General features: G+C 72.8%; 22 protein-coding genes and 1 pseudogene. 7 read left to right on the plus strand and 16 right to left on the minus strand.

Annotation, left to right across the window (positions count from 1 at the left end; translation table 11 throughout):
* Nucleotides 1-100: 100 nt before the first annotated feature.
* Genes JD77_RS02285 through mug form a run of 3 tightly spaced genes read left to right on the plus strand, consistent with a single transcriptional unit; the run spans nucleotide 101 to nucleotide 1,965 of the window.
* The gene (locus JD77_RS02285) at nucleotides 101-568 is read left to right on the plus strand and encodes an SCO6045 C-terminal-like domain-containing protein (RefSeq protein WP_145772817.1); all 468 of its coding nucleotides are present in this window, start codon (nucleotides 101-103) and stop codon (nucleotides 566-568) included.
* A gap of 33 nt (nucleotides 569-601) precedes the next feature.
* The gene (locus tag JD77_RS02290) at nucleotides 602-1,363 is read left to right on the plus strand and encodes an SDR family oxidoreductase (RefSeq protein ID WP_145772818.1); all 762 of its coding nucleotides are present in this window, start codon (nucleotides 602-604) and stop codon (nucleotides 1,361-1,363) included.
* Nucleotides 1,363-1,965, plus strand: a complete 603-nt coding sequence (gene mug, locus JD77_RS02295) for a G/U mismatch-specific DNA glycosylase (protein WP_211372469.1) — start codon at nucleotides 1,363-1,365, stop codon at nucleotides 1,963-1,965. The genes JD77_RS02290 and mug overlap by 1 nt, the downstream gene beginning before the upstream one ends.
* Here the strand turns inward: mug and JD77_RS02300 are convergent, their stop codons facing one another.
* The 3 genes from JD77_RS02300 to JD77_RS02310 all read right to left on the minus strand — a co-directional run bounded on the left by JD77_RS02300 (nucleotide 1,966) and on the right by JD77_RS02310 (nucleotide 5,094).
* Nucleotides 1,966-3,945: an ABC transporter ATP-binding protein gene (locus tag JD77_RS02300; RefSeq protein WP_145777384.1), complete on the minus strand. Its 1,980-nt coding sequence runs from the start codon at nucleotides 3,943-3,945 to the stop codon at nucleotides 1,966-1,968. It abuts the gene before it with no gap.
* Nucleotides 3,946-4,052: 107 nt separating this feature from the next.
* On the minus strand, nucleotides 4,053-4,820 hold the full coding sequence (locus JD77_RS02305) for an enoyl-CoA hydratase/isomerase family protein (RefSeq protein ID WP_145772819.1): 768 nt from the start codon (nucleotides 4,818-4,820) through the stop codon (nucleotides 4,053-4,055).
* 46 nt (nucleotides 4,821-4,866) lie between these two features.
* Nucleotides 4,867-5,094, minus strand: a complete 228-nt coding sequence (locus tag JD77_RS02310) for a helix-turn-helix domain-containing protein (protein WP_007462679.1) — start codon at nucleotides 5,092-5,094, stop codon at nucleotides 4,867-4,869.
* A 242-nt stretch (nucleotides 5,095-5,336) separates the two neighbouring features.
* On the opposite strand from JD77_RS02310, the gene JD77_RS02315 reads away from it, so the two are divergent.
* On the plus strand, nucleotides 5,337-5,939 hold the full coding sequence (locus tag JD77_RS02315; protein ID WP_211372470.1) for a cadmium resistance transporter: 603 nt from the start codon (nucleotides 5,337-5,339) through the stop codon (nucleotides 5,937-5,939).
* A 76-nt stretch (nucleotides 5,940-6,015) separates the two neighbouring features.
* Here the strand turns inward: JD77_RS02315 and JD77_RS02320 are convergent, their stop codons facing one another.
* Nucleotides 6,016-7,620: an ABC-F family ATP-binding cassette domain-containing protein gene (locus tag JD77_RS02320; RefSeq protein WP_145772821.1), complete on the minus strand. Its 1,605-nt coding sequence runs from the start codon at nucleotides 7,618-7,620 to the stop codon at nucleotides 6,016-6,018.
* A gap of 215 nt (nucleotides 7,621-7,835) precedes the next feature.
* Here JD77_RS02320 and ypfJ point away from each other — a divergent pair, with 215 nt between their 5' ends.
* Nucleotides 7,836-8,753: a KPN_02809 family neutral zinc metallopeptidase gene (ypfJ, locus tag JD77_RS02325; RefSeq protein WP_145777385.1), complete on the plus strand. Its 918-nt coding sequence runs from the start codon at nucleotides 7,836-7,838 to the stop codon at nucleotides 8,751-8,753.
* 17 nt (nucleotides 8,754-8,770) lie between these two features.
* Here ypfJ and JD77_RS02330 read toward each other — a convergent pair whose 3' ends face one another.
* From JD77_RS02330 to JD77_RS02370, 9 genes are all read right to left on the minus strand, one after another.
* Complete coding sequence (locus tag JD77_RS02330; RefSeq protein ID WP_145772822.1) at nucleotides 8,771-9,436, minus strand: acVLRF1 family peptidyl-tRNA hydrolase; 666 nt, start codon at nucleotides 9,434-9,436, stop codon at nucleotides 8,771-8,773.
* A gap of 210 nt (nucleotides 9,437-9,646) precedes the next feature.
* On the minus strand, nucleotides 9,647-10,099 hold the full coding sequence (locus tag JD77_RS02335; RefSeq protein ID WP_145772823.1) for a metal-sulfur cluster assembly factor: 453 nt from the start codon (nucleotides 10,097-10,099) through the stop codon (nucleotides 9,647-9,649).
* Nucleotides 10,096-10,569, minus strand: coding sequence for a Fe-S cluster assembly sulfur transfer protein SufU (sufU, locus tag JD77_RS02340; RefSeq protein ID WP_145772824.1), 474 nt, complete (start codon nucleotides 10,567-10,569; stop codon nucleotides 10,096-10,098). The genes JD77_RS02335 and sufU overlap by 4 nt, the downstream gene beginning before the upstream one ends.
* Nucleotides 10,569-11,873 (minus strand): cysteine desulfurase, encoded by a 1,305-nt coding sequence (locus tag JD77_RS02345; protein WP_145772825.1) that lies wholly within the window; start codon nucleotides 11,871-11,873, stop codon nucleotides 10,569-10,571. Before JD77_RS02345 ends, sufU begins: the two co-directional genes overlap by 1 nt.
* A 6-nt stretch (nucleotides 11,874-11,879) precedes the next feature.
* Nucleotides 11,880-12,653 (minus strand): Fe-S cluster assembly ATPase SufC, encoded by a 774-nt coding sequence (gene sufC, locus JD77_RS02350; protein ID WP_145772826.1) that lies wholly within the window; start codon nucleotides 12,651-12,653, stop codon nucleotides 11,880-11,882.
* Nucleotides 12,653-12,979 carry a non-heme iron oxygenase ferredoxin subunit gene (locus tag JD77_RS02355; protein ID WP_145772827.1) on the minus strand — a complete coding sequence of 109 codons (327 nt, stop codon included), beginning with the start codon at nucleotides 12,977-12,979 and terminating at the stop codon, nucleotides 12,653-12,655. The genes sufC and JD77_RS02355 overlap by 1 nt, the downstream gene beginning before the upstream one ends.
* Nucleotides 12,979-14,127 (minus strand): Fe-S cluster assembly protein SufD, encoded by a 1,149-nt coding sequence (gene sufD / locus JD77_RS02360; protein ID WP_145772828.1) that lies wholly within the window; start codon nucleotides 14,125-14,127, stop codon nucleotides 12,979-12,981. Before sufD ends, JD77_RS02355 begins: the two co-directional genes overlap by 1 nt.
* Before the next feature lie 127 nt (nucleotides 14,128-14,254).
* Complete coding sequence (sufB, locus tag JD77_RS02365; RefSeq protein WP_145772829.1) at nucleotides 14,255-15,685, minus strand: Fe-S cluster assembly protein SufB; 1,431 nt, start codon at nucleotides 15,683-15,685, stop codon at nucleotides 14,255-14,257.
* The gene (locus JD77_RS02370; RefSeq protein ID WP_145777386.1) at nucleotides 15,682-16,392 is read right to left on the minus strand and encodes a helix-turn-helix transcriptional regulator; all 711 of its coding nucleotides are present in this window, start codon (nucleotides 16,390-16,392) and stop codon (nucleotides 15,682-15,684) included. Before JD77_RS02370 ends, sufB begins: the two co-directional genes overlap by 4 nt.
* Nucleotides 16,393-16,585: 193 nt before the next feature.
* On the opposite strand from JD77_RS02370, the gene JD77_RS02375 reads away from it, so the two are divergent.
* Nucleotides 16,586-17,560 (plus strand): COX15/CtaA family protein, encoded by a 975-nt coding sequence (locus JD77_RS02375; protein WP_211372471.1) that lies wholly within the window; start codon nucleotides 16,586-16,588, stop codon nucleotides 17,558-17,560.
* Nucleotides 17,561-17,661: 101 nt separating this feature from the next.
* On the opposite strand, the pseudogene JD77_RS02380 reads toward JD77_RS02375, so the two are convergent.
* From JD77_RS02380 to JD77_RS02390, 3 genes and pseudogenes are all read right to left on the minus strand, one after another.
* Nucleotides 17,662-18,587 (minus strand): annotated as a pseudogene (locus tag JD77_RS02380) (ATP-grasp domain-containing protein).
* Between the two features lie 6 nt (nucleotides 18,588-18,593).
* A complete protein-coding gene (locus JD77_RS02385; RefSeq protein ID WP_145772831.1) occupies nucleotides 18,594-18,929 on the minus strand; it encodes a hypothetical protein in 336 nt (111 codons plus the stop codon).
* A gap of 399 nt (nucleotides 18,930-19,328) precedes the next feature.
* Entirely contained in the window at nucleotides 19,329-20,288 is a 960-nt protein-coding gene (locus JD77_RS02390) for a heme o synthase (protein ID WP_145772832.1), read from the minus strand.
* 298 nt (nucleotides 20,289-20,586) lie between these two features.
* Between JD77_RS02390 and tkt the strand changes: the two genes are divergently transcribed.
* Nucleotides 20,587-22,725, plus strand: coding sequence for a transketolase (tkt, locus tag JD77_RS02395; RefSeq protein WP_145772833.1), 2,139 nt, complete (start codon nucleotides 20,587-20,589; stop codon nucleotides 22,723-22,725).
* Nucleotides 22,726-22,735 lie beyond the last annotated feature (10 nt).

Below are 22,735 nucleotides of genomic sequence, written 5' to 3' on the forward strand. Positions count from 1 at the left end.
CCGGTCCTGCGAGCCCCGCAGCCGCGAACAGCGGAGGCACCGTGAGCGCGAGGAGCGAGCCGGTCCTGCGAGCCCCGCAGCCGCAAACAGAGGGGGCACCGTGAGCGCGCCCGGCTCCGCCCGGCCGGGCGACCTGGCCGCCCGGCAGGCGGAGCTGGTGGCCGCGCTGGTCGCGGGCGGGCCGCTGCCGCCCGGGTTCGATCCGGGCCCGGTCGACGCGGCCCGGCGCGCCCTGCTGCGCAAGCGGGCCGGCGACGTGGCCCGGCACTGGCCGCTGCTCGCCGCCGGCCTCGGCCCGGACTGGCCGGCGACGTTCGCCCGCTGGGCGGCCGGCCGGCCCACCAACGGCTCGCTGCGTGACGGCTGGGATCTGGCCCGCGACCTGCGTGCCCGGGGCGAGCTGCCGCCGCTGGGCGCGGAGGAACTGGCCGTCCGGGAGGCGGGCGCCCGCTACGCCGGCTCGGGGGCGCCGCGACCGCGCCGGCTGCCGGCCCTGCGCCGCGTCGGCGGCGCCGTCGCGGTGCAGCTCGCCGGCCGGGTACGCCTGCTCCGCCCGGCCCGCCGGTAGCCGCCCCACCCGGCGTACGGCAGGATCTTCCGTATGGATCTGGGACTCACCGACCGGGTGTACGTGCTGACCGGCGCCTCGCGGGGGCTGGGCTTCGCCACGGCCGAGTGCCTGGTGGCCGACGGTGCGCGGGTGGTGCTCTCCGCCCGGACGCCCGAGCGGGTGGCGGAGGCCGTGGGCCGGCTCGGCGGGCCGGAGCACGCGATCGGGCTGGCCGCGGACCTGAGCGACCTGGCCACACCGGAACGGCTCGTCGCCGCCGCCCGGGAGCGGTTCGGTCGGCTCGACGGCGCGCTGGTCTCCGTCGGCGGGCCACCCGGTGGCACCGCCGCCGGCGCCACGGACGCGCAGTGGCGCGAGTCCTTCGAGACCGTCTTCCTCGGCACCGTCCGCACCGCCCGGACGGTCGCCGCCGCGCTGCCCGACGGCGGGGCGATCGCGCTGGTCCTGTCCACCTCGGCGCGCGGCCCGATCGCCGGGCTGGGCATCTCCAACGGGCTGCGGCCCGGCCTGGCCGGGGTGGCCAAGGACATGGCCGACGAGTACGGCCCCCGGGGCGTGCGGGTGGTCGGGCTGCTCCCGGGGCGGATCATGACCGACCGCAACCGGCAGCTCTTCGAGGCCGCCGGCGACCCGGAGCAGGCCCGCGCCGAGGCGGAGGCGGGCATCCCGCTGCGCCGGATCGGCGACCCGGCGGAGTTCGGCCGGGTCGCCGCGTTCGTCCTCTCCCCCGCCGCCGGATACCTGACCGGGCTCACCCTGCCGGTCGACGGCGGCGCGCTGCGCGGGCTCTGATGCCCCGGGCGGCGGGCCGGGGTCCCCGGCCGACCCGCGAGACCGGCAGGGATCGCCGGCCGACCCGCGAGGAGCTGGCCGCCGCGGCGGACCGCACCATCCCGGACGTCATCGCGTCGGGGCTGGCCGTGCTGTTCGTCGGGATCAACCCCGGCCTCTGGTCGGCGGCGACCGGCTGGCACTTCGCCCGGCCCGGCAACCGGTTCTGGCCGGCACTGCACCGGGGCGGGTTCACGCCCCGGCAGTTGCACCCGAGCGAGCAGGACGAGCTGCCCGGGTACGGGCTCGGAATCACCAACATGGTGGCGCGGGCGAGCGCCCGGGCCGACGAGCTGGCCCCCGCCGAGTTGGTCGAGGGCGCGCGGACCCTCACCGCCAAGGTGCGGCGGTACCGGCCGGCGTGGGTGGCGGTGGTCGGGGTGACCGCGTACCGGATCGGCTTCGCCCGGCCGAAGGCCACCTTCGGGCCGCAGCCGGAGCCGCTCGGCGGCGCCCGGCTCTGGGTGCTGCCCAACCCGAGCGGGCTGAACGCGCACTTCACGCCGGAGACCCTGGGCGCCGCCTTCGCGGAGCTGCGCGCCGCGACCGGTGCCGCGCACTGATCAGTTGGCGGCGGCCGGGGGCAGCGCCTCCTCGGCCACGTAGGCGGCCATCGGCATGGTGACCACCGGCTCGGGGCCGGTCGCGTCGACGTACGGGGTGGGCGAGTCGGCGACGGCGAACTGGGTCCGGTACAGCTCGGCGTACAGGCCGCCGACGGCGACCAGCTCGTCGTGCCGGCCCCGCTCCACGATCCGCCCCTCGTCGAGGACGAGGATCTGGTCGGCGTCGCGGACCGTGGAGAGCCGGTGGGCGATCACCAGCGCCGTACGGCCGGCCAGCGCCACCGACAGCGCCCGCTGCACGGCCGCCTCGCTCTCCGAGTCCAGGTGCGCGGTCGCCTCGTCGAGGATCACGATCGACGGCGCCTTGAGCAGCAGCCGGGCGATGGCGATGCGTTGCTTCTCGCCGCCGGAGAAGCGGTAGCCCCGCTCGCCGACCGTCGTGTCCAGCCCGTCGGGCAGCGACCGGACCAGGTCGGCGACCTGCGCACCGGCCAGCGCCGCCCAGATCTCCTCGTCGGTGGCGTCCGGCTTGGCGTAGCGCAGGTTCTCGCGGATGGTCTCGTGGAACAGGTGGGAGTCCTGGGTGACCACGCCGATCTCGTCGCGCAGCGAGGCGAGGGTGGCGTCCCGGACGTCGACGCCGCCGACCAGCACCTGCCCGTCGGTCACGTCGTAGACCCGGGGAAGCAGCATGGACAGCGTGGACTTGCCGGCGCCGGACGGACCCACGAGGGCGACCACCTGCCCCGGCTCGACGCTGAACGAGACGCCCCGCAGCACCGGCTCGTTGACCGTACGGTCGAGGGTGGCGACGTCCTCCAGCGAGGCCAGCGACACCTCGGCGGCGCTCGGGTAGCGGAAGCGCACGTCGCGGAACTCGACCCGGCCGCTGCCCCGGGGCACGGGCACCGCGTCGGGCTGCTCCTCGATGCCGGGGCGCAGGTCGAGCACCTCGAAGACCCGGTCGAAGGAGACCAGCGCGCTCATCACGTCGACCCGGACGTTGGACAGCGCGGTCAGCGGGCCGTAGAGGCGGGTGAGCAGCAGCGCCAGGGTCACCACCGTGCCGGCGCTGACGCCGCCGGTCACCGCGAGCCAGCCGCCGAGGCCGTACGTCAGCGCCTGGGCCAGCGAGGCGACCAGCAGCATCGCCACGAAGAACGTCCGCGAGTACATCGCCGACTGGATGCCGATGTCACGCACCCGCTCGGCCCGGCCGGCGAACCGGCGCGCCTCGACCTGCGGCGAGCCGAACAGCTTCACCAGCAGCGCCCCGGCCACCCCGAACCGCTCGGTCATGGTCGCGTTCATCTTGGCGTCGAGGTTGTACGCCTCGCGGGTGATGTCGGCCAGCCGCCGGCCGACCCGGCGGGCGGGGATGATGAAGATCGGCAGGAGGATCAGCGACAGGGCGGTGATCTGCCAGGAGAGGGTGAACATCACCCCGGCGGTGAGCACGAGCTGGATGACGTTGCTGACCATCCCGGACAGGGTGGAGGTGAACGCCCGCTGGGCGCCGAGGACGTCGTTGTTGAGCCGGCTGACGAGCGCGCCGGTCTGGGTGCGGGTGAAGAACTGCAGCGGCATCCGCTGGACGTGGTCGTACACCCGGGTCCGCAGGTCGAGGATGATGCCCTCGCCGATGCGCGCCGAATACCACCGCTGGGCCAGCGAGAAGAGCGCGTCGGCGACCGCGAGGGCGGCGATGACCAGGGCCAGCCGGACGACGGTCGAGCCGGCCTCCGGACCGCCCCGGCTGATCGCGTTGATCACGTCACCGGCGAGGACCGGGGTGGCCACGCCGATCACGGCGGCGATCACCACGGTGACCAGGAAGACCACAATGTCCCGCTGGTAGGGCCGGGCGAACGCGACGATCCGCCGGGCGGTGCCCCGCTTGAGCCGGTGCGCGGAGATCTCGTCCTTGTTGCGCATCGCGCGGAGCATGCTCCAGCCGACCATGCCGCCGCCGGACATCGGGTTGGACACGCGTCACCTCCGGGTCGTGTGGCAGCCGTCGGGTCAATTCTCCCGACGACTACGACAACCTCGGCCGTAACCCGGTTCTTCCCAGACGGTCCTTACTATTCTCCCCGCCCGGCAAGATCGCGCAGCCGCCGGGTCTGCGCCTCGCGCTCGGCCCGCTGCTGCTCGGCGTGGCTGCGGCTGGTCGCCCCCGCGAGCAGCGCCTTGATCTCCACCACCGCGTCGCGGTCGTTGGCGAGCAGGCCGGCCGTGAGGTCGCGCACCGCGGCGTCCAGCTCGGCGTTCGGCACGACCAGCGTGGCCAGCCCGAGCCGGTCGGCCTCGGCGGCGTCCATCCGCCGGCCCGTGGCGCAGATCTCCAGGGCGCGGGCGTAGCCGACCAGCTCGACCAGCCGCTTCGTGCCGGCCAGGTCGGGAACCAGGCCGAGCGTCACCTCCGCCATGGACAGCCTGGCGTCGGCGGCCAACACCCGCAGGTCGCAGGCGAGCGCGAGCTGGAAGCCCGCGCCGATGGCGTGGCCCTGCACCGCCGCCACCGAGATCACGCCGGGCCGGTGCAGCCAGGTGAAGGCGGCCTGGAACTCCGCGATCCGGTCGGCGCACTCCTGCTCGGGCAGGGTCGCCAGCTCGGCGAACGAGCCCGGCCCCGAGGCGCCGGCCACCGACAGGTCGAGGCCGGCGGAGAACGCCCGGCCCTCGCCGCGCACCACGACGACGCGTACGTCGCCGGGGAGCTGCCGGGCGAAGTCGCTCATCGCGCGCCACATCGTCGGGGTCTGCGCGTTGAGCACGTCGGGCCGGCACAACGTGACCGTCGCCACCGGCCCGTCGCAGTCGAGTCGTACCCCGACCGTCTCGGCGATCACCGGACGGACCGGAGGGCGACGCTGATGGACGACGTCGGAGGACGGGTCACGCCTTCTTACGGCGCCGGGCACCGCCGCGCTGGCGCAGCTGCACGCCGGACTCGGTGAGCACCCGGTGGATGAACCCGTAGGAACGCCCGGTGGAGGCCGCGAGCGCGCGGATGCTCTCCCCCGAGGTGTACCGCTTTACCAGGTCCTTGGCGAGCGTCTGACGCTCGGCCCCGACGATCCGGCGACCCTTCTCAGTGCTGGTGGCTGTGCCAGTGGCTGCCATGCTGATTCCTCACGTCCCAGACTGTGCGGTTCGGATACGGTCCCACCTATTAGACCGCCTCGAACGATCATGCGCCAGATATCAACTATTCGCCAACCGACACGCTATGCAGTGTCGCCTACCCGATAGGGTAATCGCGCCGGCCGGTCGGGCCTTGCGCGCCGGCGGTCGGCGGGCCGTGCGCATGACGGCGGCGTGGCACGCGGCGCACGGCCCGCGCCGGGGTGCGTACCCTCCCTCGCGTGACCGACCTGCTCGCCGCCGCGGCCGGCGCGGCCCTGGTGTTCGCCGCCACCAACCTCGACGACATCGTCGTGCTGACCGTGCTGTTCGTGGCCGCCCGGGGCACCGGCCGGCCCCGCCCCTGGCACATCGTCGCCGGTCAGTACCTGGGCATCGGCGCGCTGGTCGCCGCCGCCGTGGTCGTCGCCGCCGGACTGCTCGTGGTGCCCGACCCGTGGACCGGCCTGCTCGGCCTGCTGCCGATCGGGCTCGGCGTCCGCGCCCTGCTGGCCCGCGGGGACGACGACGGGCCGCCGGCCGTGGTCGGCGGGCTGCTCGGCGTGGCCGGAGTGACCGTCGCCAACGGCGCCGACAACATCGCCGTGTACGTGCCCGTGTTCCGCTCCCTGACGCCGACCACCGGCCTGGTGTACCTGCTGGTCTTCGCCGCGCTGGTCGCCGCGTGGTGCGCCGCCGCCGCGGTGCTGGGCGGCCACCCCCGGGTGGTCCGACTGGTCGGCCGGGCCGGCCACTGGCTGGTCCCGGCGGTCTTCGTCGCGATCGGCGCGGTGATCCTGGTCAGCTCGGGCGTGCTCGGCCGCCTGGCCGAGCTGGTCGACTGAGGGTGATCATGAGGTTGGCGGCGTCTTCGATCTCCGTCCGCGCGTCAACCCAATGATCGACGGGGGCGGCCGCCGGTCAGGCCAGCTCGACCAGTTCCAGCAGGTCGTCGCTCCAGGCGTCCTCGTCGCCGTCGGGCAGCAGGATCGCCCGGTCGGGCTTGAGCGCCGTCACCGCGCCCGGGTCGTGGGTGACCAGGACGATCGCGCCCGGATAGCGGGCGATCGCGTCGAGCACCTGCTCCCGGCTGACCGGGTCGAGGTTGTTCGTCGGCTCGTCGAGCAGGAGCACGTTGGCGCCCGAACAGACCAGGGTGGCCAGGGCCAGCCGGGTCTTCTCCCCGCCGGAGAGCACCCCGGCCGGCTTGTCCACGTCCTCGCCGGAGAACAGGAACGCCCCGAGGATCTTCCGCAGGTCGGTGTCCGTCTGCTCCGACGCCGCGCTGCGCATGTGCTCCAGGATCGTCCGGTCCACGTCCAGCGTCTCGTGCTCCTGGGCGTAGTAGCCCAGCCGCAGCCCGTGCCCGGGGCGCACCTCGCCGGTGTCCGGCTCCAGCAGGCCGCCGAGGATCCGCAGCAGGGTGGTCTTGCCGGCGCCGTTGAGGCCGAGGATCGCCACCCGCGAGCCCCGGTCCACCGCCACGTCGACGTCGGTGAAGATCTCCAGCGACCCGTACGACTTGGACAGCCCGCTCGCGGTGAGCGGGGTCTTGCCGCACGGCGCGGGGGTGGGGAAGCGGACCTTGGCCACCTTGTCGGCGACCCGGACCTCGTCCAGCCCGGCGATCAGCTTCTCGGCGCGGCGGGCCATGTTCTGCGCGGCGACGGTCTTGGTGGCCTTGGCCCGCATCTTGTCGGCCTGCGCCATCAACGCGCCGGCCTTCTTCTCGGCGTTGGCGCGCTCCCGGCGGCGGCGCCGCTCGTCGGTCTCCCGCTGCTCCAGGTACGCCTTCCAGCCGAGGTTGTACATGTCGACGACCGAGCGGGTGGCGTCGAGGAACCAGACCTTGTTGACCACCGCCTCCAGCAGCGAGGCGTCGTGGCTGATCACGATCAGCCCGCCCTTGTGGTTGGCGAGGAACCCGCGCAGCCAGGTGATCGAGTCGGCGTCGAGGTGGTTGGTTGGCTCGTCGAGCAGCAGGATGCCGCCGCCGTTCTCGCCCGCGTCGCGGAACAGGATGCGGGCCAGCTCGATGCGGCGGCGCTGGCCACCGGAGAGGGTGCCGATGGTCTGCGCGAGGGCCCGGTCGGGCAGGCCGAGGTTGGCGCAGATCCGGGCCGCCTCCGCCTCGGCGGCGTACCCGCCGAGCGCGGCGAACTGGTCCTCCAGCGCGCCGTACCGGCGGACCATGCGCTCGTCGCCGCCGTCGGCGAGCCTGGCCTCCAACTCCTTCATCTGGGCCATCAGCACGTCCAGCCCCCGGGCGGAGAGCACCCGGTCCCGGCCGGTGACCTCCAGGTCGCCGGTGCGCGGGTCCTGCGGCAGGTAGCCGATCGCGCTGCGCCGGTCGATCTGCCCGGCGTACGGCTGACCCTCGCCCGCCAGCACCTTCAGCGTGGTGGTCTTGCCGGCGCCGTTGCGGCCGACCAGGCCGATGCGGTCGCCCGGCTGCACCCGCAGGGTGGTGTCGGACAGCAGGATCCGGGCGCCGGCGCGCAGCTCCAGGCCGGTGGCAGTGATCATCTCGGGGACTCGCTCTCGGGGTCTGGAAGGGCTGACTCAGGGCACGCGAAAGCGCCGGCGGGTGGATCTTCCCGTCGGCGCGGGGCGGTTCAGCCTTCGCAGCGCAGCACGGGGCAAGTGTACCGGGCCGCCGCGCGCCCGCCGTCCGGATTACCATGCAAGATCATCGGGTACGGAACCAGGCGTCCGGTGACGAGTCGGTGATCGGGGTCAACATGGAGCTGAACGAGAACGCGCAGATTGACACCAGCGAGGTGGACGATCGGCGGGGGTCCGGCGGAGGCGGCGGCCTGAGCGGGATCCCCATCCCGATCGGCGGCGGGCGCGGCGGCATCGTCGGCATTATCGTCGCGGTGCTGGTCGCGCTGGTCGGCGGCGGCTTCGGGCTGAACGCGGCCTTCGACGGCGGCGGGTCCGGGCAGGGCGACAACACCTCGCTGAAGCAGAAGTGCTCTGCCGACGACGCCCTCCAGCAGCTCGACTGCCGCAACAACCTGTACGTCAACTCGATCCAGGCGTACTGGCGCACGGCGATGCCGGAGGCGTTCGGGGACCAGTACCGGGACTCGAAGACCGTCTTCTTCAGCCAGGGCGTCAACACCGGCTGCGGGCAGGCCGACTCCGGCGTCGGGCCGTTCTACTGCCCGGCCGACGACCTGGTCTACATCGACCTGACCTTCTACCAGCTGCTCGCCGACCAGCTCGGCGCGCGGGGCGAGTTCGCCCAGCCGTACGTGCTGGCCCACGAGTACGGCCACCACGTGCAGGACCTACTCGGCACGGAGGCGCAGATGCGCCGCCAGCAGCAGCGTGACCCCGGCAACGCCAACGCCCTGTCGGTGAAGCTGGAACTGCAGGCCGACTGCTACGCGGGGGCGTGGGCGAAGAACGCCACCGGCACGGCCGACGCGAAGGGCCAGAAGATCTTCACCAGCATCACCGAGCAGGACATCCAGGAGGCGATCGACGCCGCCGAGAAGATCGGCGACGACGCCATCCAGCGGCGCTCGGGACGCCCGGTGAACCCCGACGAGTTCACCCACGGCACGTCCCAGCAGCGTAAGCAGTGGTTCAGCAAGGGGTACGAGACCGGCGACCCGAAGTCCTGCGACACCTTCGGCGGCACCCTGTAGTCCCCGGCGGCCACCTGTCAGCCGGTCGGGGTGTCCCGCTCCGGGTCCCGGACCAGGACGTGCACCGCGCGGGCCGCGCCGACCGCGGCGACCAGCACCGCGTGCCGGGGCTCGGGCACGTCGAGCAGCCGGTCGGCGCGCAGCGCCGCGAGCGGGGCCAACCGTCGGTCGGCCAGCACGGTGTCCACCGCCCGGCGGTCACCGCCGCAGACCAGGGCGGCCAGGGTCGCCGCCGCCGGCAGCAGCAGCCGTACCGCCAGCTCCACGGCGTCGCCCAGGGCAGCCTTCGCCTGGTTGTCCCGGCGCCGGGCGAACCGCTGCTGCGACCAGCCACCCGCGGCGGTGCGTCCCTGCACGTACCGGGTGTCCACCTTGGAGACGACCAGCTCGGTCCCGTCGGCGACGCCGACTGCCACCGCGCCCTTGCGGGCCAGCAGCAGGCCGAGCCGGCGCGGCGCGCCAGCGGCGGCCACGAACCCGGGTACGTCGACGCTCGCCGGGGCGCCGGGCGGGGTGTGCAGCTCGGCCGTGGCCCCGTCCGGGGCGGCGAGCAGCAGGCCGTAGTCCTCGACGGTGGTGCTGGGCGGGCCGTGCCGGTCGGCGAAGCCCTCGACCCAGCGGGCGACGCGGGCCGGGTCGACCTCGACCCACCGGCCGCCCCCGGCCGCGGGTCGACTGCTCATGCGACGACCGTACGGCATCGGACACGGTCCCGGCGCGGCGCGCGGACAGCAACCTGCTTCTGGTACGCCCCGATCACCCGCCCATCCTGCGCCCGTCCCCCACGTTCCCGCACCCGATTTCCGCGCCGCCGCGGATCAGGGGCGGAGACGCGTCGAGCGCGGCGCCCCACGGGGCGTCGCGCTCGACGGAGAATCCGGCGCGGGGCCGGGTCAGACGTTGAAGCCGAGGGCGCGGAGCTGGTCCCGGCCCTCGTCCGTGATCTTGTCGGGGCCCCACGGCGGCAGCCAGACCCAGTTGATCCGGAAGTCCTTGACCAGTCCCCCGCCAGGGCCGGTCGTCAGCGCCTGCCGGGTCTGGTCCTCGATGACGTCGGTCAGCGGGCAGGCCGCCGAGGTCAGCGTCATGTCCAGGGTGGCGACGTTGTCGTCGTCGACGTGGACGCCGTACACCAGGCCGAGATCGACCACGTTGATGCCCAGCTCGGGGTCGACGACGTCCCTCATCGCCTCCTCGATGTCGCCCGGGGCCGCCTTGCCGCCGCCGGCCGGGGCAGCCCCGTCGGTGGCCGGCGTCGTCGCGCCGTCGGTCGTCGCGCCGTCGGTCGCCGTACCCTCGGTCGCCACGGCACCGGCCTCCGGCGTGGTGGCGGTTTCCTCGTTCATGCCTTCACCTCCGGGCTCACGCCCACCCCCGCGCGTGCCGCGGCGTCCTTGAACGCCATCCACGGCAGCAGCGCGCACTTGACCCGGGCCGGATAGCGCGCGACACCCGCGAACGCCACCCCGTCACCGAGCACGTCCTCGTCCGGCGTGACCTGGCCACGACCGGACATCAACTCGACGAACGCCTCGTGCACGGCGAACGCCTCCCCCGTGCCCCGGCCGCGCAGCAGCTCGTGCAGCACGCTCGCCGACGCCTGGCTGATCGAGCAGCCCATGCCGTCGTACGAGATGTCGTGCAGCACGTCGCCGTCGGTGGCGACCCGTACGGTCACCTCGTCCCCGCAGGTCGGGTTGACGTGGTGCGCCTCGGCGACCCGGTCGGCCGGGTCCTCGGCGTCGCGCAGGCCACGGCCGTGCGGGTGCTTGTAGTGGTCCAGGATGATCTCCTGGTAGAGCTGGTCGAGCTGCATCAGTCGAACACCTTCCGCACCTGCTCGAGACCGGACACCAGCGCGTCGATCTCGTCCGTCGTGGTGTACAGGTAGAACGACGCCCGCGTCATGGCCGGTACGCCGAACCGGGTGCACACCGGCTTCGCGCAGTGGTGCCCCACCCGGACCTGCACGCCGAGCGAGTCCAGCACCTGCCCCACGTCGTGCGGGTGGATGTCGCCGAGCGCGAACGAGATCGTCCCGCCCCGGCCCACCGGCACGGTCGGCCCGAAGATCCGCAGGCCGGGCACGGTGGCGAGGGCATCAAGCGCGTACGCCGTCAGCTCCTTCTCGTGCCACTGCACCGCCCGCATGCCCAGGCCGGTGAGGTAGTCAACGGCCGCCCCGAGCGCCACCGCCTCGGCGATCGGCGGGGTGCCCGCCTCGAACCGCGCCGGCGGCGCGGCGAACGTGGACCGCGCCATGGTCACCGTCTCGATCATCGACCCGCCGCCGAGCACCGGGGGCATCGCGGCGAGCAGCTCGCCCCGGCCCCACAGCACGCCGATGCCGGTCGGGCCGCACATCTTGTGCCCGGTGAAGACGATGAAGTCGGCGTCGAGGTCGACCACGTCCACCGGCATGTGGGGCACCGACTGCGAGCAGTCGAGCAGCAGCAGCGCCCCCACCTGACGGACCCGCTCGGTGATCCGGGCGGTGGCGTTGACCGTGCCGAGGATGTTCGACGTGTGCACCAGCGAGACGATCTTCGTCCGCTCGGTGACCAGGTCGTCCAGCCCCGACTCGTCGAGCCGGCCGTGGTCGGTGACCGGGAACCAGCGCAGCGTCGCGCCGGTACGCTCGCACAGCAGCTGCCACGGGACGATGTTCGAGTGGTGCTCCATCTCGGAGATCACCACCTCGTCACCGGGGCCGATGCGGAACCGTGGGTCGGCGTCGGGCCGCAGCGACGCGTTGGAGAACGCGTACGCCACCAGGTTGATCGCCTCGGTGGAGTTCTTGGTGAACACCACCTCGTCCACGCTCGGCGCGTTGACGAACGCGGCGATCTTCGCCCGTGCCCCCTCGTACGCCTCGGTCGCCTCGGTGCCCAGGGTGTGCACCGAGCGCGACACGTTGGCGTTGCGCACGGCGTAGTGCTCGGCGAGGACGTCGAGCACCTGCCGCGGCTTGTGCGAGGTGTTGGCGCTGTCGAGGTAGACCAGCCGGTGCCCGTTGACCTCCCGGTCGAGGATCGGGAAGTCGGCCCGCACCCGCGCCACGTCGAACCGGGGCACGTCGTCGTACTGCGGCATGCCCGCCGGGATCGCGATGGAGGTCATCGGAACTCAGGCCCGCGCCGCGCCGGCCCCGGCCACGTACCGCTCGTAGCCCTCGTCCTCGAGCTTCTCGGCCAGCTCCGGGCCGCCCTGCTCGACGATCCGGCCGGCGACGAAGACGTGCACGAAGTCCGGCTTGATGTAGCGCAGGATCCGGGTGTAGTGGGTGATCAGCAGCAGGCCGGTGTCGCCGGTGTCGCGGACCCGGTTGACCCCCTCGCTGACCACGCGCAGCGCGTCGACGTCGAGGCCGGAGTCGGTCTCGTCGAGGATCGCCATCTTCGGCTTGAGCAGCTCCAGCTGCACGATCTCGTGCCGCTTCTTCTCGCCGCCGGAGAAGCCCTCGTTGACGTTGCGCTGGGCGAACGCCGGGTCCATCTGGAGCCGCTCCATCGCGCCGCGCAGCTCGCCGGCCCAGGTGCGCAGCTTCGGCGCCTCGCCGTCGATCGCCGTCTTGGCGGTACGCAGGAAGTTGGCCACCGAGACGCCGGGAACCTCGACCGGGTACTGCATGGCCAGGAAGAGGCCCGCGCGGGCCCGCTCGTCGACGGACATGGCCAGCACGTCCTCGCCGTCGAGGGTCACCGAGCCGCCGGTGATCTCGTACTTCGGGTGGCCGGCGATGGAGTATGCCAGCGTGGACTTGCCGGAGCCGTTCGGACCCATGATGGCGTGGGTCTCACCGGACTTCACGGTCAGGTCGACCCCGGCCAGGATCGGCTTGAGCTCACCCTCGGGCAGCTTGACCGACACCTTCAGGTCGCGGATCTCCAGGGTGCTCATTATCGGGTCACTCCATTGCTCGGCGTGAGGCTGACGAAGATGTCGCCGTCGCGGACTTCGACGGGGTATACGGGGACGCGTTCGGTGGCGGGCAGCCCGGTCGGCTCGCCCGTACGCAGGTCGAAACGGGATCCGTGCAGCCAGCATTCCAGCGTGCAGTCCTCGACCTCGCCCTCGGAGAGGGCGACCGCGGCGTGCGAGCACTCGTCGTACACGGCGTAGAACCGGTCGTCCTCGCCGTGCACGACCGCGATCTGGGTGCCGTCGACGTCGGCGCTGATCACGGTGCCCTTCGGCACGTCCTCGGTCGCGCAGATCCTGATCATCAGGCGCCCGCCCTGGTGAGGCGGGCCTCGATCGCGTCGCCGAGGCGCTCCCGCAGCCCCTCGACCGGGATCTTGTTGATCAGCTCGGCGAAGAAGCCGCGGACCACCAGGCGGCGGGCCTCACCCTCCGGGATGCCCCGGGCCATCAGGTAGAACAGCTGCTCGTCGTCGAAGCGGCCGGTCGCGCTGGCGTGGCCGGCGCCGGCGATCTCGCCGGTCTCGATCTCCAGGTTCGGCACGGAGTCCGCCCGGGCGCCGTCGCTGAGCAGCAGGTTCCGGTTGATCTCGTACGTGTCGGTGCCGGTCGCCTCGGCGCGGATCAGCACGTCGCCCACCCAGACCGTGTGGGCGTCGTCGCCCTGCAGCGCGCCCCGGTAGCCGACGTGGCTGCGGCAGTCCGGCACGTTGTGGTCGACGAGCTGGCGGTGTTCCAGGTGCTGGCCGCCGTCGGCGAAGTAGACGCCGTACAGCTCGGCCTCGCCGCCCCGGCCGGTGTACTCCACCGAGGTGTACTGCCGGACCAGGTCGCCGCCGAGGCTGACCTGCACGTGGACCACCTTGGCGTCGCGGCCCAGCCGCACCTTGACGTGCTGCGCCTGGACGGCGTCGTCGTCCCACTCGGCGAGGGTGACCAGGGTCAGCTTCGCGCCGTCGCCCACCGCCACCTCGACGTTGTCGGCGAGGGCGCCGCCGCCCACGTGCCGCAGCACGAGGACCGACTCGGAGAGCGCGCCGACCTCGATGAACGTGTGGGCGAAGGCCACCACGTCGGAGGGACCGCCCTGCACCGTGATGACCACCGGCTCGGCGACCACCGCCTCCCGGGCCACCTGCACCAGCTTGCCCAGGTCGGACTCGCCGTAGGCGCGTGCGCTGATCCGGTCGAACGGGGTGAGCACGCTGCCCCGCCGGGGATCGTCCTTCGCCAGCGCGCCGACGGTGACGCCCGCGGGAAGCTGCCCGTGCTCGTAGGCCGGCCAGTGCGCCGACTCGTCCGAGGTGCCGCCCTCCAGCAGGCCGCGAAGGCGCTTGAGCGGGGTGAAGCGCCACTCCTCCTCCAGGCCCGTCAGGGCGGGGAAGTCGGCGACGTCGTACGAGCGGAGCGCCTGCGACTTGGTGCTGGGCGGCGCGGAAGCCTGGATAGTCATCTCTTCCTTGGTCTGTTCTGCGACGACGGTGTCATTGATCGGAGGGTCGGTCGGGGCCCGCGCGGCCCGGCCCAACGGGTCCGGGTTGGCGCGGCCCGGCCCGGTGGGTCGGGGTTCGCGGTCGGCCTCAGCCGACCGCGCCCTCCATCTGGAGCTCGATCAGGCGGTTCAGCTCCAGCGCGTACTCCATCGGAAGCTCCTTGGCGATCGGCTCGATGAAGCCCCGCACGATCATCGCCATCGCCTCGTCCTCGCTCAGGCCCCGGCTCATCAGGTAGAAGAGCTGGTCCTCGCTGACCTTGGAGACGGTCGCCTCGTGCCCCATCGCCACGTCGTCCTCGCGGATGTCGACGTACGGGTAGGTGTCGGAGCGGGAGATCGTGTCCACCAGCAGCGCGTCGCACTTGACGGTGCTCCTGCTGTGGTGCGAGCCCTCCAGCACCTGCACCAGGCCCCGGTACGAGGTGCGACCGCCGCCCCGGGCGATCGACTTCGACACGATGGTGCTGCTGGTGTGCGGCGCCGCGTGCACCATCTTGGCGCCGGCGTCCTGGTGCTGGCCCTCGCCGGCCATGGCCACCGACAGCACCTCGCCCTTGGCGTGCTCGCCGGTCATGTAGACCGCCGGGTACTTCATGGTGACCTTGGAGCCGATGTTGCCGTCGATCCACTCCATGGTCGCACCCTCGTGGCAGACGGCGCGCTTGGTGACCAGGTTGTAGACGTTGTTCGACCAGTTCTGGATGGTCGTGTAGCGGCACCGGGCGTTCTTCTTCACGATGATCTCCACCACGGCGCTGTGCAGCGAGTCCGAGGAGTAGATCGGCGCGGTGCAGCCCTCGACGTAGTGCACGTACGCGCCCTCGTCGACGATGATCAGCGTCCGCTCGAACTGGCCCATGTTCTCGGTGTTGATCCGGAAGTACGCCTGCAGCGGGATCTCCACGTGCACGCCCTTCGGCACGTAGATGAACGAGCCGCCGGACCACACGGAGGTGTTCAGCGCGGCGAACTTGTTGTCGCCGACCGGGATGACGGTGCCGAAGTACTCCTTGAACAGGTCCTCGTGCTCCTTGAGCGCGGTGTCCGTGTCCAGGAAGACGACGCCCTGCTCCTCCAGGTCCTCGCGGATCTTGTGGTAGACGACCTCCGACTCGTACTGCGCCGCGACACCGGCGATCAGCCGCTGCTTCTCCGCCTCCGGGATGCCCAGCTTGTCGTAGGTGTTCTTGATGTCCTCGGGCAGGTCTTCCCAGCTGGTGGCCTGCTTCTCGGTGGACCGGACGAAGTACTTGATGTTGTCGAAGTCGATCCCGGTGAGGTCGGCGCCCCAGCCCGGCATCGGCTTGCGGCCGAACAGCCGCAGGCCCTTCAGGCGCAGGTCGAGCATCCAGGCGGGCTCGTTCTTCTTGGCGGAGATGTCCCGCACCACCGCCTCGTTGAGGCCGCGCTGGGCGGACGCCCCGGCCACGTCGGGGTCGGCCCAGCCGTACTCGTAGCGACCGAGGGCGGCGAGCTGCTCATCCTGGGTCAGGGGCTGGACGATCTGCTCGGTCATCTATCTGTCCTCACAGTGGTGACGGTGTTACCGGACTGGACACGTGCCGGCTGGGCCGGGATGTGCGTGGTGCAGACCCCGTCGCCGTGCGCGATGGTGGCCAGGCGCTGCACGTGGGTGCCGACCAGGCGGGAGATGACCCCGGTCTCGGCCTCGCACAGCTGGGGGAACTCGGCGGCCACGTGCGCCACCGGGCAGTGGTGCTGGCAGAGCTGGCCGCCGGAGGCGATCGTCGACGCGTTGGCAGCGTAGCCCTCGGCGGTGAGCGCCCCGGCGAGCGCCTCGGCGCGCGCGAGCGGGTCGTCCCCGGCGTCCTCCATGGCGGCGCGGCAGCGGCCCTCCAGCGCCTCGACCTGCTCGGCGGCGAACGCCTCCACGGCCTCGGGCCCGCCGTTGCGGGCGATCCAGCGCAGCGCGGCGGTGGCCATGTTGTCGTAGTGGTGGGTGCCGCAGCGCACCCGGGCCGCGTCGGTCAGCAGGAACACCTTCGCCGGGCGGCCGCGCCCCCGGCCGCCCCGCACGGCCTGCTCGCGGGCGACCACGTCGCCGTCGGCGAGCATCGCGTCGAGGTGTCGGCGGATCGCCGCCGGGCTGAGCCCGAGCGCCACGCCGAGCTGGGCGGCGGTGGTCGCGCCACGCTCCAGCAGCAGCTGGGTGACCCGGTCCCGGGTGGAAAGATCGGCGGACGCGGCCTGCGACAACTCCAGCTCGGTGCGTCCGGCGCCGCGCCGCGACCCGGAGTCGCCGCCGACGGCCGGCGCGGTGGCCGGCTGCCGCCCGGAGAGCGCCGCCGCGTTTTTCACAACGGCAACGTTACGTAATTCGCGGCGAGCCCGCAATCCGCCTTCCGGTGATCCGAACCACCGGCACACCGGAGTCACCCGATCGGGCTCCACTACGGTGCGTAGGATTTGCCGCGTGAAGCGATCCGTCCGGTTCCCGGTCTCCGCCACCCTGCTGCGCCGGCTGGCGTACGCGTCGATCGTCGCGAACGTGGCCATCGTGGTCACGGGCGGAGCCGTCCGGCTGACCGCCTCCGGCCTGGGCTGCCCCACCTGGCCCCGGTGCACCGACGACTCCTACCACGCCACGCCTGAGATGGGCGTGCACGGGGTGATCGAGTACGGCAACCGGCTGCTCACCTTCGCCGTGGGCGCCATCGCGTTGGCCGTCGTCGTGGCCGTGCTGCTGCACCGGCCGCGCCGACAGGGCCTGCTGCCGCTCGCGGTCGCGGTGCTGTTCGGCATCCCGGCGCAGGCGGTGATCGGCGGGATCACCGTGCTGACCAACCTCAACCCGTGGGTGGTCGGGCTGCACTTCCTCGCCTCGATGGTCGTGATCGCGGCCGCGTACGCGCTGTGGCGGCGCATCGGCAAGCCGGACGGCCCCACGCTGCCCACCGTGCCGGCGCCGCTGCGGGCGCTGGCGCTGCTCACCACCGTGGTCAGCGCCGCGGTGCTGGTCGTCGGCACCTGGGTCACCGGCAGCGGCCCGCACGCGGGCGACCACGGCGCGGCGCGCAACGGGCTCGACCCGGAGGCGATCTCCCAGGTGCACGCCGACGGCGTGTTCCTGCTGGTCGGGCTGTCCGTGGCGCTGGTCTTCGCGTTCCGCGCGGTGGGCGCCCGGCGGGCCGAGCGGGCGGCGGTCATGCTGCTCGCGGTGGAGCTGGGTCAGGGCGTGATCGGCTTCGTGCAGTACTTCACCCACCTGCCGGCGGTGCTGGTCGGCGCCCACATGCTCGGCTCCTGCCTGGTGCTGCTGGCCACCCTGGCGGTCCTGTCGTCCACCCGCGAACGCCGCCCGACCCCGGTCGCTCCGGCCGCCGCCGCGCCGGAGGCCACCCCGTCCGCCCCGGTCCCCGCCGCCGCCTGACCGCCCCCACCACCCGCCCACCCCCGCGCACTGCCCACCCGCGCTCCGCCCGCGCCCCGCACCGCAGGGGTCCGGGTGGCGCTCGCGGATCTTGCGGCGGGTCAGTGGGCGGAGCGGGACAGGCGCAGGCGGGTCAGGACGGCTTCGGCCAGACGGTCGGGGGCGCCGTCGGCGTACCCGATGAGCAGGCTCGGCTCGGTGAGCTCCAACTCGACCAGGACGGGCGCGCCGTCCGGGCCCGGGATCAGGTCGACCCGGGCGTACAGCAGGCGCTCCGGGCCACCCGGCACCGCCGTCAGGGCCCGCTCCGCGACGGTGAGCTGCTCGGGAGTGGCCGTGCGCGGGGTGATCGCCTCGGCCTTGTAGAGCCCCTCCACGCCCAGGTCGGGGCCGGTCAGCATCGGGCCCTTGCGGATGGCGTGGCTGAACCGGAGCCCGCCGGGACCGGCGAGGAACAGCAGCGCCGTCTCGCCCGCGGTGTCGACCGCCGGCAGGTACGGCTGGACCATGGCGAGCCGGCCGGCGTCGGAGAGCCGGCGGACGTGCGCCACCGCAAGGGCGCGGTGCTCCGGGTCGGTCAGGTCGTACCGGCCGGTGTCCCGGCTGCCGATGCTGACCGCCGGCTTCACGACGTACTCGCCGCCCGCGGGGGGCTCCCAGGACTCGCCTGGGGCGACCCACGCGGTGGGCACGGTGGGCACCCCGGCCGCGGACAGCTCGGCCAGGTAGCGCTTGTCGGTGTTCCAGCGCACCACGTCGGCCGGGTCTGCCAGCCGGGACACGGTGTCGGCCCAGGCGACGAACTCGTCGCGGCGCAGCGCGTAGTCCCAGGGCGAACGGAGCACGACCAGGTCGTACGCCGCCCAGTCGACCGCCGGGTCGTCCCAGACCGCGGCGGAGACGGTGACGCCCCGCCCGGTCAGGGGGCGAGCGGGAGCCGGTCGTCCGGGTCGAGGTCGGACAGCTCGGCGCAGGTAACGAGAGCGACCCGGGGTTCCCCCCGGGTCGGCTGGTGGGTGGTGGTCAACTTATGTCAACGGGCCATCGTGCGCCGGGCCATGGACCGCCAGAGGTCGTTGCTCGGGCGCATCTGGTCCATCAGTTCGCGCTCCCAGGCGTTCTCGACGGCGACTCCGGCCGTGGCGCAGGCCTGCCGCGCGACGTCGGTGCCGTCGGCGAACTGGTCGGCCCATGCCCCGTCCGCGCCGACGAGGACGATGCGCGCCCCCCGCTTGCCGACGTACTCGATGACCGCCTTCGCCCCGCCGTGCCCGGCGGCGAACGACTTGATGCCCGCGACGAGGCCGTTGGGGGCCTGCGCGGCGACGGGCTGCTCGGCCGTCAGCGTCGTATCGGAACCATCTGCCATGACGCGAAGCGTAAGCAGACTTCCGCCCGGGCGCGCGACAACCATGAACCAATTGTGATTCCAATTACCTGCACGTTTAAGGAAGACCACAGGCAACTTGCCCGTTTATATCCATATTTGAGAGACCAAAAGGCAGCGGCAAGTTGCACGATCCGTAACAGGTTGAGCGGAGCGGGCCCATGCCAAAAATCTCCGATGGACGACATAAGCCGGACAACCCGTCCATGATGACCATTTGTCAGCACTCACGGCGGGCCGGAGCCCCGGCGCCCCGGAGCCCCGGAGCCCCGCGATCTTGCACTTTCCGCCCCCTATATATGGGGTTCTGCCCGATTCGCCCGGGCCGAAAGTGCAAGATCGCGGAGGGAGTGGCCGCGGGGGGAGTGGCCGCGGGGGGGGTTAGAGCAGGGCGTCTGCCGCTACGGCGGCGAAGAGGATCGTCAGGTAGACGTACGACCAGTGGAACAGCCGCATCGGCCGGACCGCCCCGCCCCGGGCCACCTGGCGGCACAGCCTGTGCGCCTCGACCACGAAGATCCCGCCGGCCACCAGCGCGGTGACGCCGTAGATCGGGCTCATCCCCAGCGGCCACACGGCCAGCGACGACAGCAGGGTCAGCCAGGCGAACAGGATGATCTCGGCGTTGACCCGGCGAGCGGAGGCCACGACCGGCAACATCGGGATGCCGGCGCGGGCGTAGTCGGTTTTGTACTTCATCGCCAGCGGGTAGAAGTGCGGCATCTGCCAGAAGAACACGACCGCGAACAGCGCCCAGGCGGCCGGGGCCAGCGAGCCGGTCACCGCGGCCCAGCCGATCAGCACGGGCGCCGCCCCGCAGGCGCCGCCCCAGAAGGTGTTCTGCGGCGTCGTGCGCTTGAGCCAGAGCGTGTAGACCAGGTCGTAGTAGGCGATCGCCGCCAGGGTCAGCCCGGCGGCCAGCCAGTTGGTGAACGCCGCCATCAGCGCCACCGAGACCACCGCGAGCACCAGCCCGAACACCAGGGCGCTGCGCGGCGACACGGTGTGCGTCGGCAGCGGCCGGCGCTTGGTGCGCCGCATCAACTGGTCGATGTCCCGGTCGATGTAGCAGTTCAGGACGCTGGCCGCGCCGGCGGCGAGCGAGCCGCCCACGAGCACCACCGCCATCAGCCACAGCGACGGCAGCCCGCCCTCGGCCAGCATCATCGCCGGGACGGTCGTGACCAGCAGCAACTCGACGATGCGCGGCTTGGTGAGGGCGACGTACGCGGAGACCACCGCCCGGGCGTCCCGCCGGGCGACCGCCGGCGCCTCGGCCACCGTGCGCACCGGCGGCTGCCCGGCAGAGTCGCTGACGGGGCGCTCGGTGATCATGCTCACGGATTGCCACCTTCCGGCGTTGGCGGAGTCGCCACGGTCCACCGTCGGGCGGACCGCAGGGAGGAGGTACGGGTCGGTCGGACCCGTCCGGGCCCACACACCGCCCACAGACTACGCGTCGTCGTTTTGGCTGCCCTGGCGACCCGACAACGGTGCGGACCGTCACACCCCCGGAGGAACGGCCGATTCAGGCACACCGGCACAGAGCGGCATGCACAGATCCCCGGTCGCCCGTTTAGAACCACTCGATAGGGTCACTACCGAGGGTTCCGCCCAACTGCCGAGGAGCACAACCATCGTGGCTGCCAACCGACCCGAGCAACCCGCACTCAACTGGTCCGACCTCGACCGCCGGGCCGTCGACCTCGTCCGCGTACTGGCCATGGACGCCGTGGAGAAATCCGGCAACGGCCACCCCGGCACCGCGATGAGCCTCGCCCCCGCGGCGTACCTGCTGTTCAACCGGGTGATGCGGCACAACCCGGCCGACCCGAACTGGCCCGGGCGGGACCGCTTCGTGCTCTCGGCCGGCCACTCCAGCCTGACCCTCTACATCCAGCTCTTCCTCTCCGGCTACCCGCTGGGCCTGGACGACCTCAAGGCGCTGCGGCAGTGGGGCTCGCTGACCCCGGGCCACCCCGAGCACGGCCACACCCCGGGCGTGGAGACCACCACCGGCCCGCTCGGCCAGGGCATCGGCAACGCGGTCGGCATGGCCATGGCGGCCCGCCGCGAGCGCGGCCTGTTCGACCCGGAGGCCGAGCCCGGCGCCTCGGTCTTCGACCACGACATCTGGTGCATCGCCTCCGACGGCGACATCGAGGAGGGCATCAGCCACGAGGCCAGCGCCCTCGCCGGCCACCAGCAGCTGGGCAACCTCACGCTGATCTACGACGACAACGAGATCTCGATCGAGGACGACACCCGCATCGCCAAGAGCGAGGACGTGGCGGCCCGCTACGCGGCGTACGGCTGGCACGTGCAGACCGTCGACTGGCGCGCCGGCGACGCCGACCAGGGCGAGTACCACGAGGACGTCGAGGCGCTGTACCGGGCCCTGCTGGCCGCGAAGGCCGAGACCGGCCGCCCCTCCTTCATCGCGCTGCGCACCATCATCGGCTGGCCCGCGCCGAACAAGAAGAACACCGGCAAGATCCACGGCTCGGCGCTCGGCGCCGACGAGGTGGCCGCGACCAAGCAGCTCCTCGGCTTCGACCCGGCCCAGACCTTCCAGGTCGACGACGACGTCCTCGGCCACGCCCGCCAGGTGCTGCGGCGCGGCGCCGGCGCCCAGCAGGAGTGGGACGCGGCGTACGCCGACTGGGCGAAGGCCAACCCGGAGCGCAAGGCGCGCTGGGACCGGATGGCCGCGCGGACCCTCCCGCAGGGCTGGGCCGACGCCCTGCCGACCTTCCCGGCCGACGCCAAGGGCGTCGCCACCCGGGCCGCCTCCGGCAAGGTGCTGGAGGCCCTCGCGCCGGTGCTGCCCGAGCTGTGGGGCGGCTCGGCCGACCTGGCCGAGAGCAACAACACCACCATGAAGGGCGAGCCGTCGTTCATCCCTGCGGCCTTCGCCACGAAGGAGTTCCCGGGCCACGAGTACGGCCGCACGCTGCACTTCGGCATCCGCGAGCACGCCATGGGCGCGATCCTCAACGGCATCGCCCTGCACGGCGGCACCCGCCCGTACGGCGGCACGTTCCTGGTGTTCAGCGACTACATGCGCCCCTCCGTCCGGCTCGCCGCCCTGATGAAGCTGCCGGTGGTCTACGTCTGGACGCACGACTCGATCGGCCTCGGCGAGGATGGCCCCACCCACCAGCCGGTGGAGCACCTGACCGCGCTGCGGGCCATCCCCGGCCTCGACGTGGTCCGCCCCGCCGACGCCAACGAGACCGTGTGGGCGTGGCGGCAGGCCCTGGAGCACACGGACCGGCCGACGGCCCTGGCGCTCAGCCGCCAGGCGCTGCCGACGCTCGACCGCTCGACCCTGGCCGGCGCCGAGGGCGTCGCCAAGGGCGGCTACGTGCTGGCCGAGGCGTCCACCGGCCAGCCGCAGGTGATCCTCATCGGCACCGGCTCCGAGGTGCAGCTCTGCCTCGCCGCGCGGGAGCGGCTGGAGGCCGACGGCACCCCCACCCGGGTGGTGTCGATGCCGTGCCAGGAGTGGTTCCTCGCCCAGAACGAGGCGTACCGGGAGTCGGTGCTGCCGCGCGGGGTAAAGGCACGGGTGAGCGTGGAGGCGGGCATCGGCATGTCCTGGCGCGCGGTCGTCGGCGACTCCGGCGAGAGCGTCAGCCTGGAGCACTACGGCGCGAGCGCCCCGCACACCGTGCTCTTCGAACAGTTCGGGTTCACCCCCGACCGGATCGTGGCCGCCGCGCACGCGGCGCTGACCCGGGTGGGCGAGATCACCGGTTTCACGACCGGCAACTGAGGGGAGCGTT

It is taken from the genome of Micromonospora olivasterospora (assembly GCF_007830265.1).
Classification (GTDB): domain Bacteria; phylum Actinomycetota; class Actinomycetes; order Mycobacteriales; family Micromonosporaceae; genus Micromonospora; species Micromonospora olivasterospora.

What these genes read in the sequence shown, in the direction of transcription:
- JD77_RS02290 (WP_145772818.1), top strand. Translation starts at nt 602, where the DNA reads ATGGATCTGGGACTCACCGACCGGGTGTACGTGCTGACCGGCGCCTCG.
- JD77_RS02320 (WP_145772821.1), bottom strand. Translation starts at nt 7,620, where the DNA reads ATGATCACTGCCACCGGCCTGGAGCTGCGCGCCGGCGCCCGGATCCTG.
- sufD (WP_145772828.1), bottom strand. Translation starts at nt 14,127, where the DNA reads ATGACTATCCAGGCTTCCGCGCCGCCCAGCACCAAGTCGCAGGCGCTC.
- sufC (WP_145772826.1), bottom strand. Translation starts at nt 12,653, where the DNA reads ATGAGCACCCTGGAGATCCGCGACCTGAAGGTGTCGGTCAAGCTGCCC.
- JD77_RS02355 (WP_145772827.1), bottom strand. Translation starts at nt 12,979, where the DNA reads ATGATCAGGATCTGCGCGACCGAGGACGTGCCGAAGGGCACCGTGATC.
- JD77_RS02335 (WP_145772823.1), bottom strand. Translation starts at nt 10,099, where the DNA reads ATGAACGAGGAAACCGCCACCACGCCGGAGGCCGGTGCCGTGGCGACC.
- JD77_RS02345 (WP_145772825.1), bottom strand. Translation starts at nt 11,873, where the DNA reads ATGACCTCCATCGCGATCCCGGCGGGCATGCCGCAGTACGACGACGTG.
- JD77_RS02330 (WP_145772822.1), bottom strand. Translation starts at nt 9,436, where the DNA reads ATGAGCAGTCGACCCGCGGCCGGGGGCGGCCGGTGGGTCGAGGTCGAC.
- JD77_RS02310 (WP_007462679.1), bottom strand. Translation starts at nt 5,094, where the DNA reads ATGGCAGCCACTGGCACAGCCACCAGCACTGAGAAGGGTCGCCGGATC.
- ypfJ (WP_145777385.1), top strand. Translation starts at nt 7,836, where the DNA reads ATGGAGCTGAACGAGAACGCGCAGATTGACACCAGCGAGGTGGACGAT.
- sufU (WP_145772824.1), bottom strand. Translation starts at nt 10,569, where the DNA reads ATGCAGCTCGACCAGCTCTACCAGGAGATCATCCTGGACCACTACAAG.
- JD77_RS02300 (WP_145777384.1), bottom strand. Translation starts at nt 3,945, where the DNA reads ATGTCCGGCGGCGGCATGGTCGGCTGGAGCATGCTCCGCGCGATGCGC.
- JD77_RS02385 (WP_145772831.1), bottom strand. Translation starts at nt 18,929, where the DNA reads ATGGCAGATGGTTCCGATACGACGCTGACGGCCGAGCAGCCCGTCGCC.
- sufB (WP_145772829.1), bottom strand. Translation starts at nt 15,685, where the DNA reads ATGACCGAGCAGATCGTCCAGCCCCTGACCCAGGATGAGCAGCTCGCC.
- mug (WP_211372469.1), top strand. Translation starts at nt 1,363, where the DNA reads ATGCCCCGGGCGGCGGGCCGGGGTCCCCGGCCGACCCGCGAGACCGGC.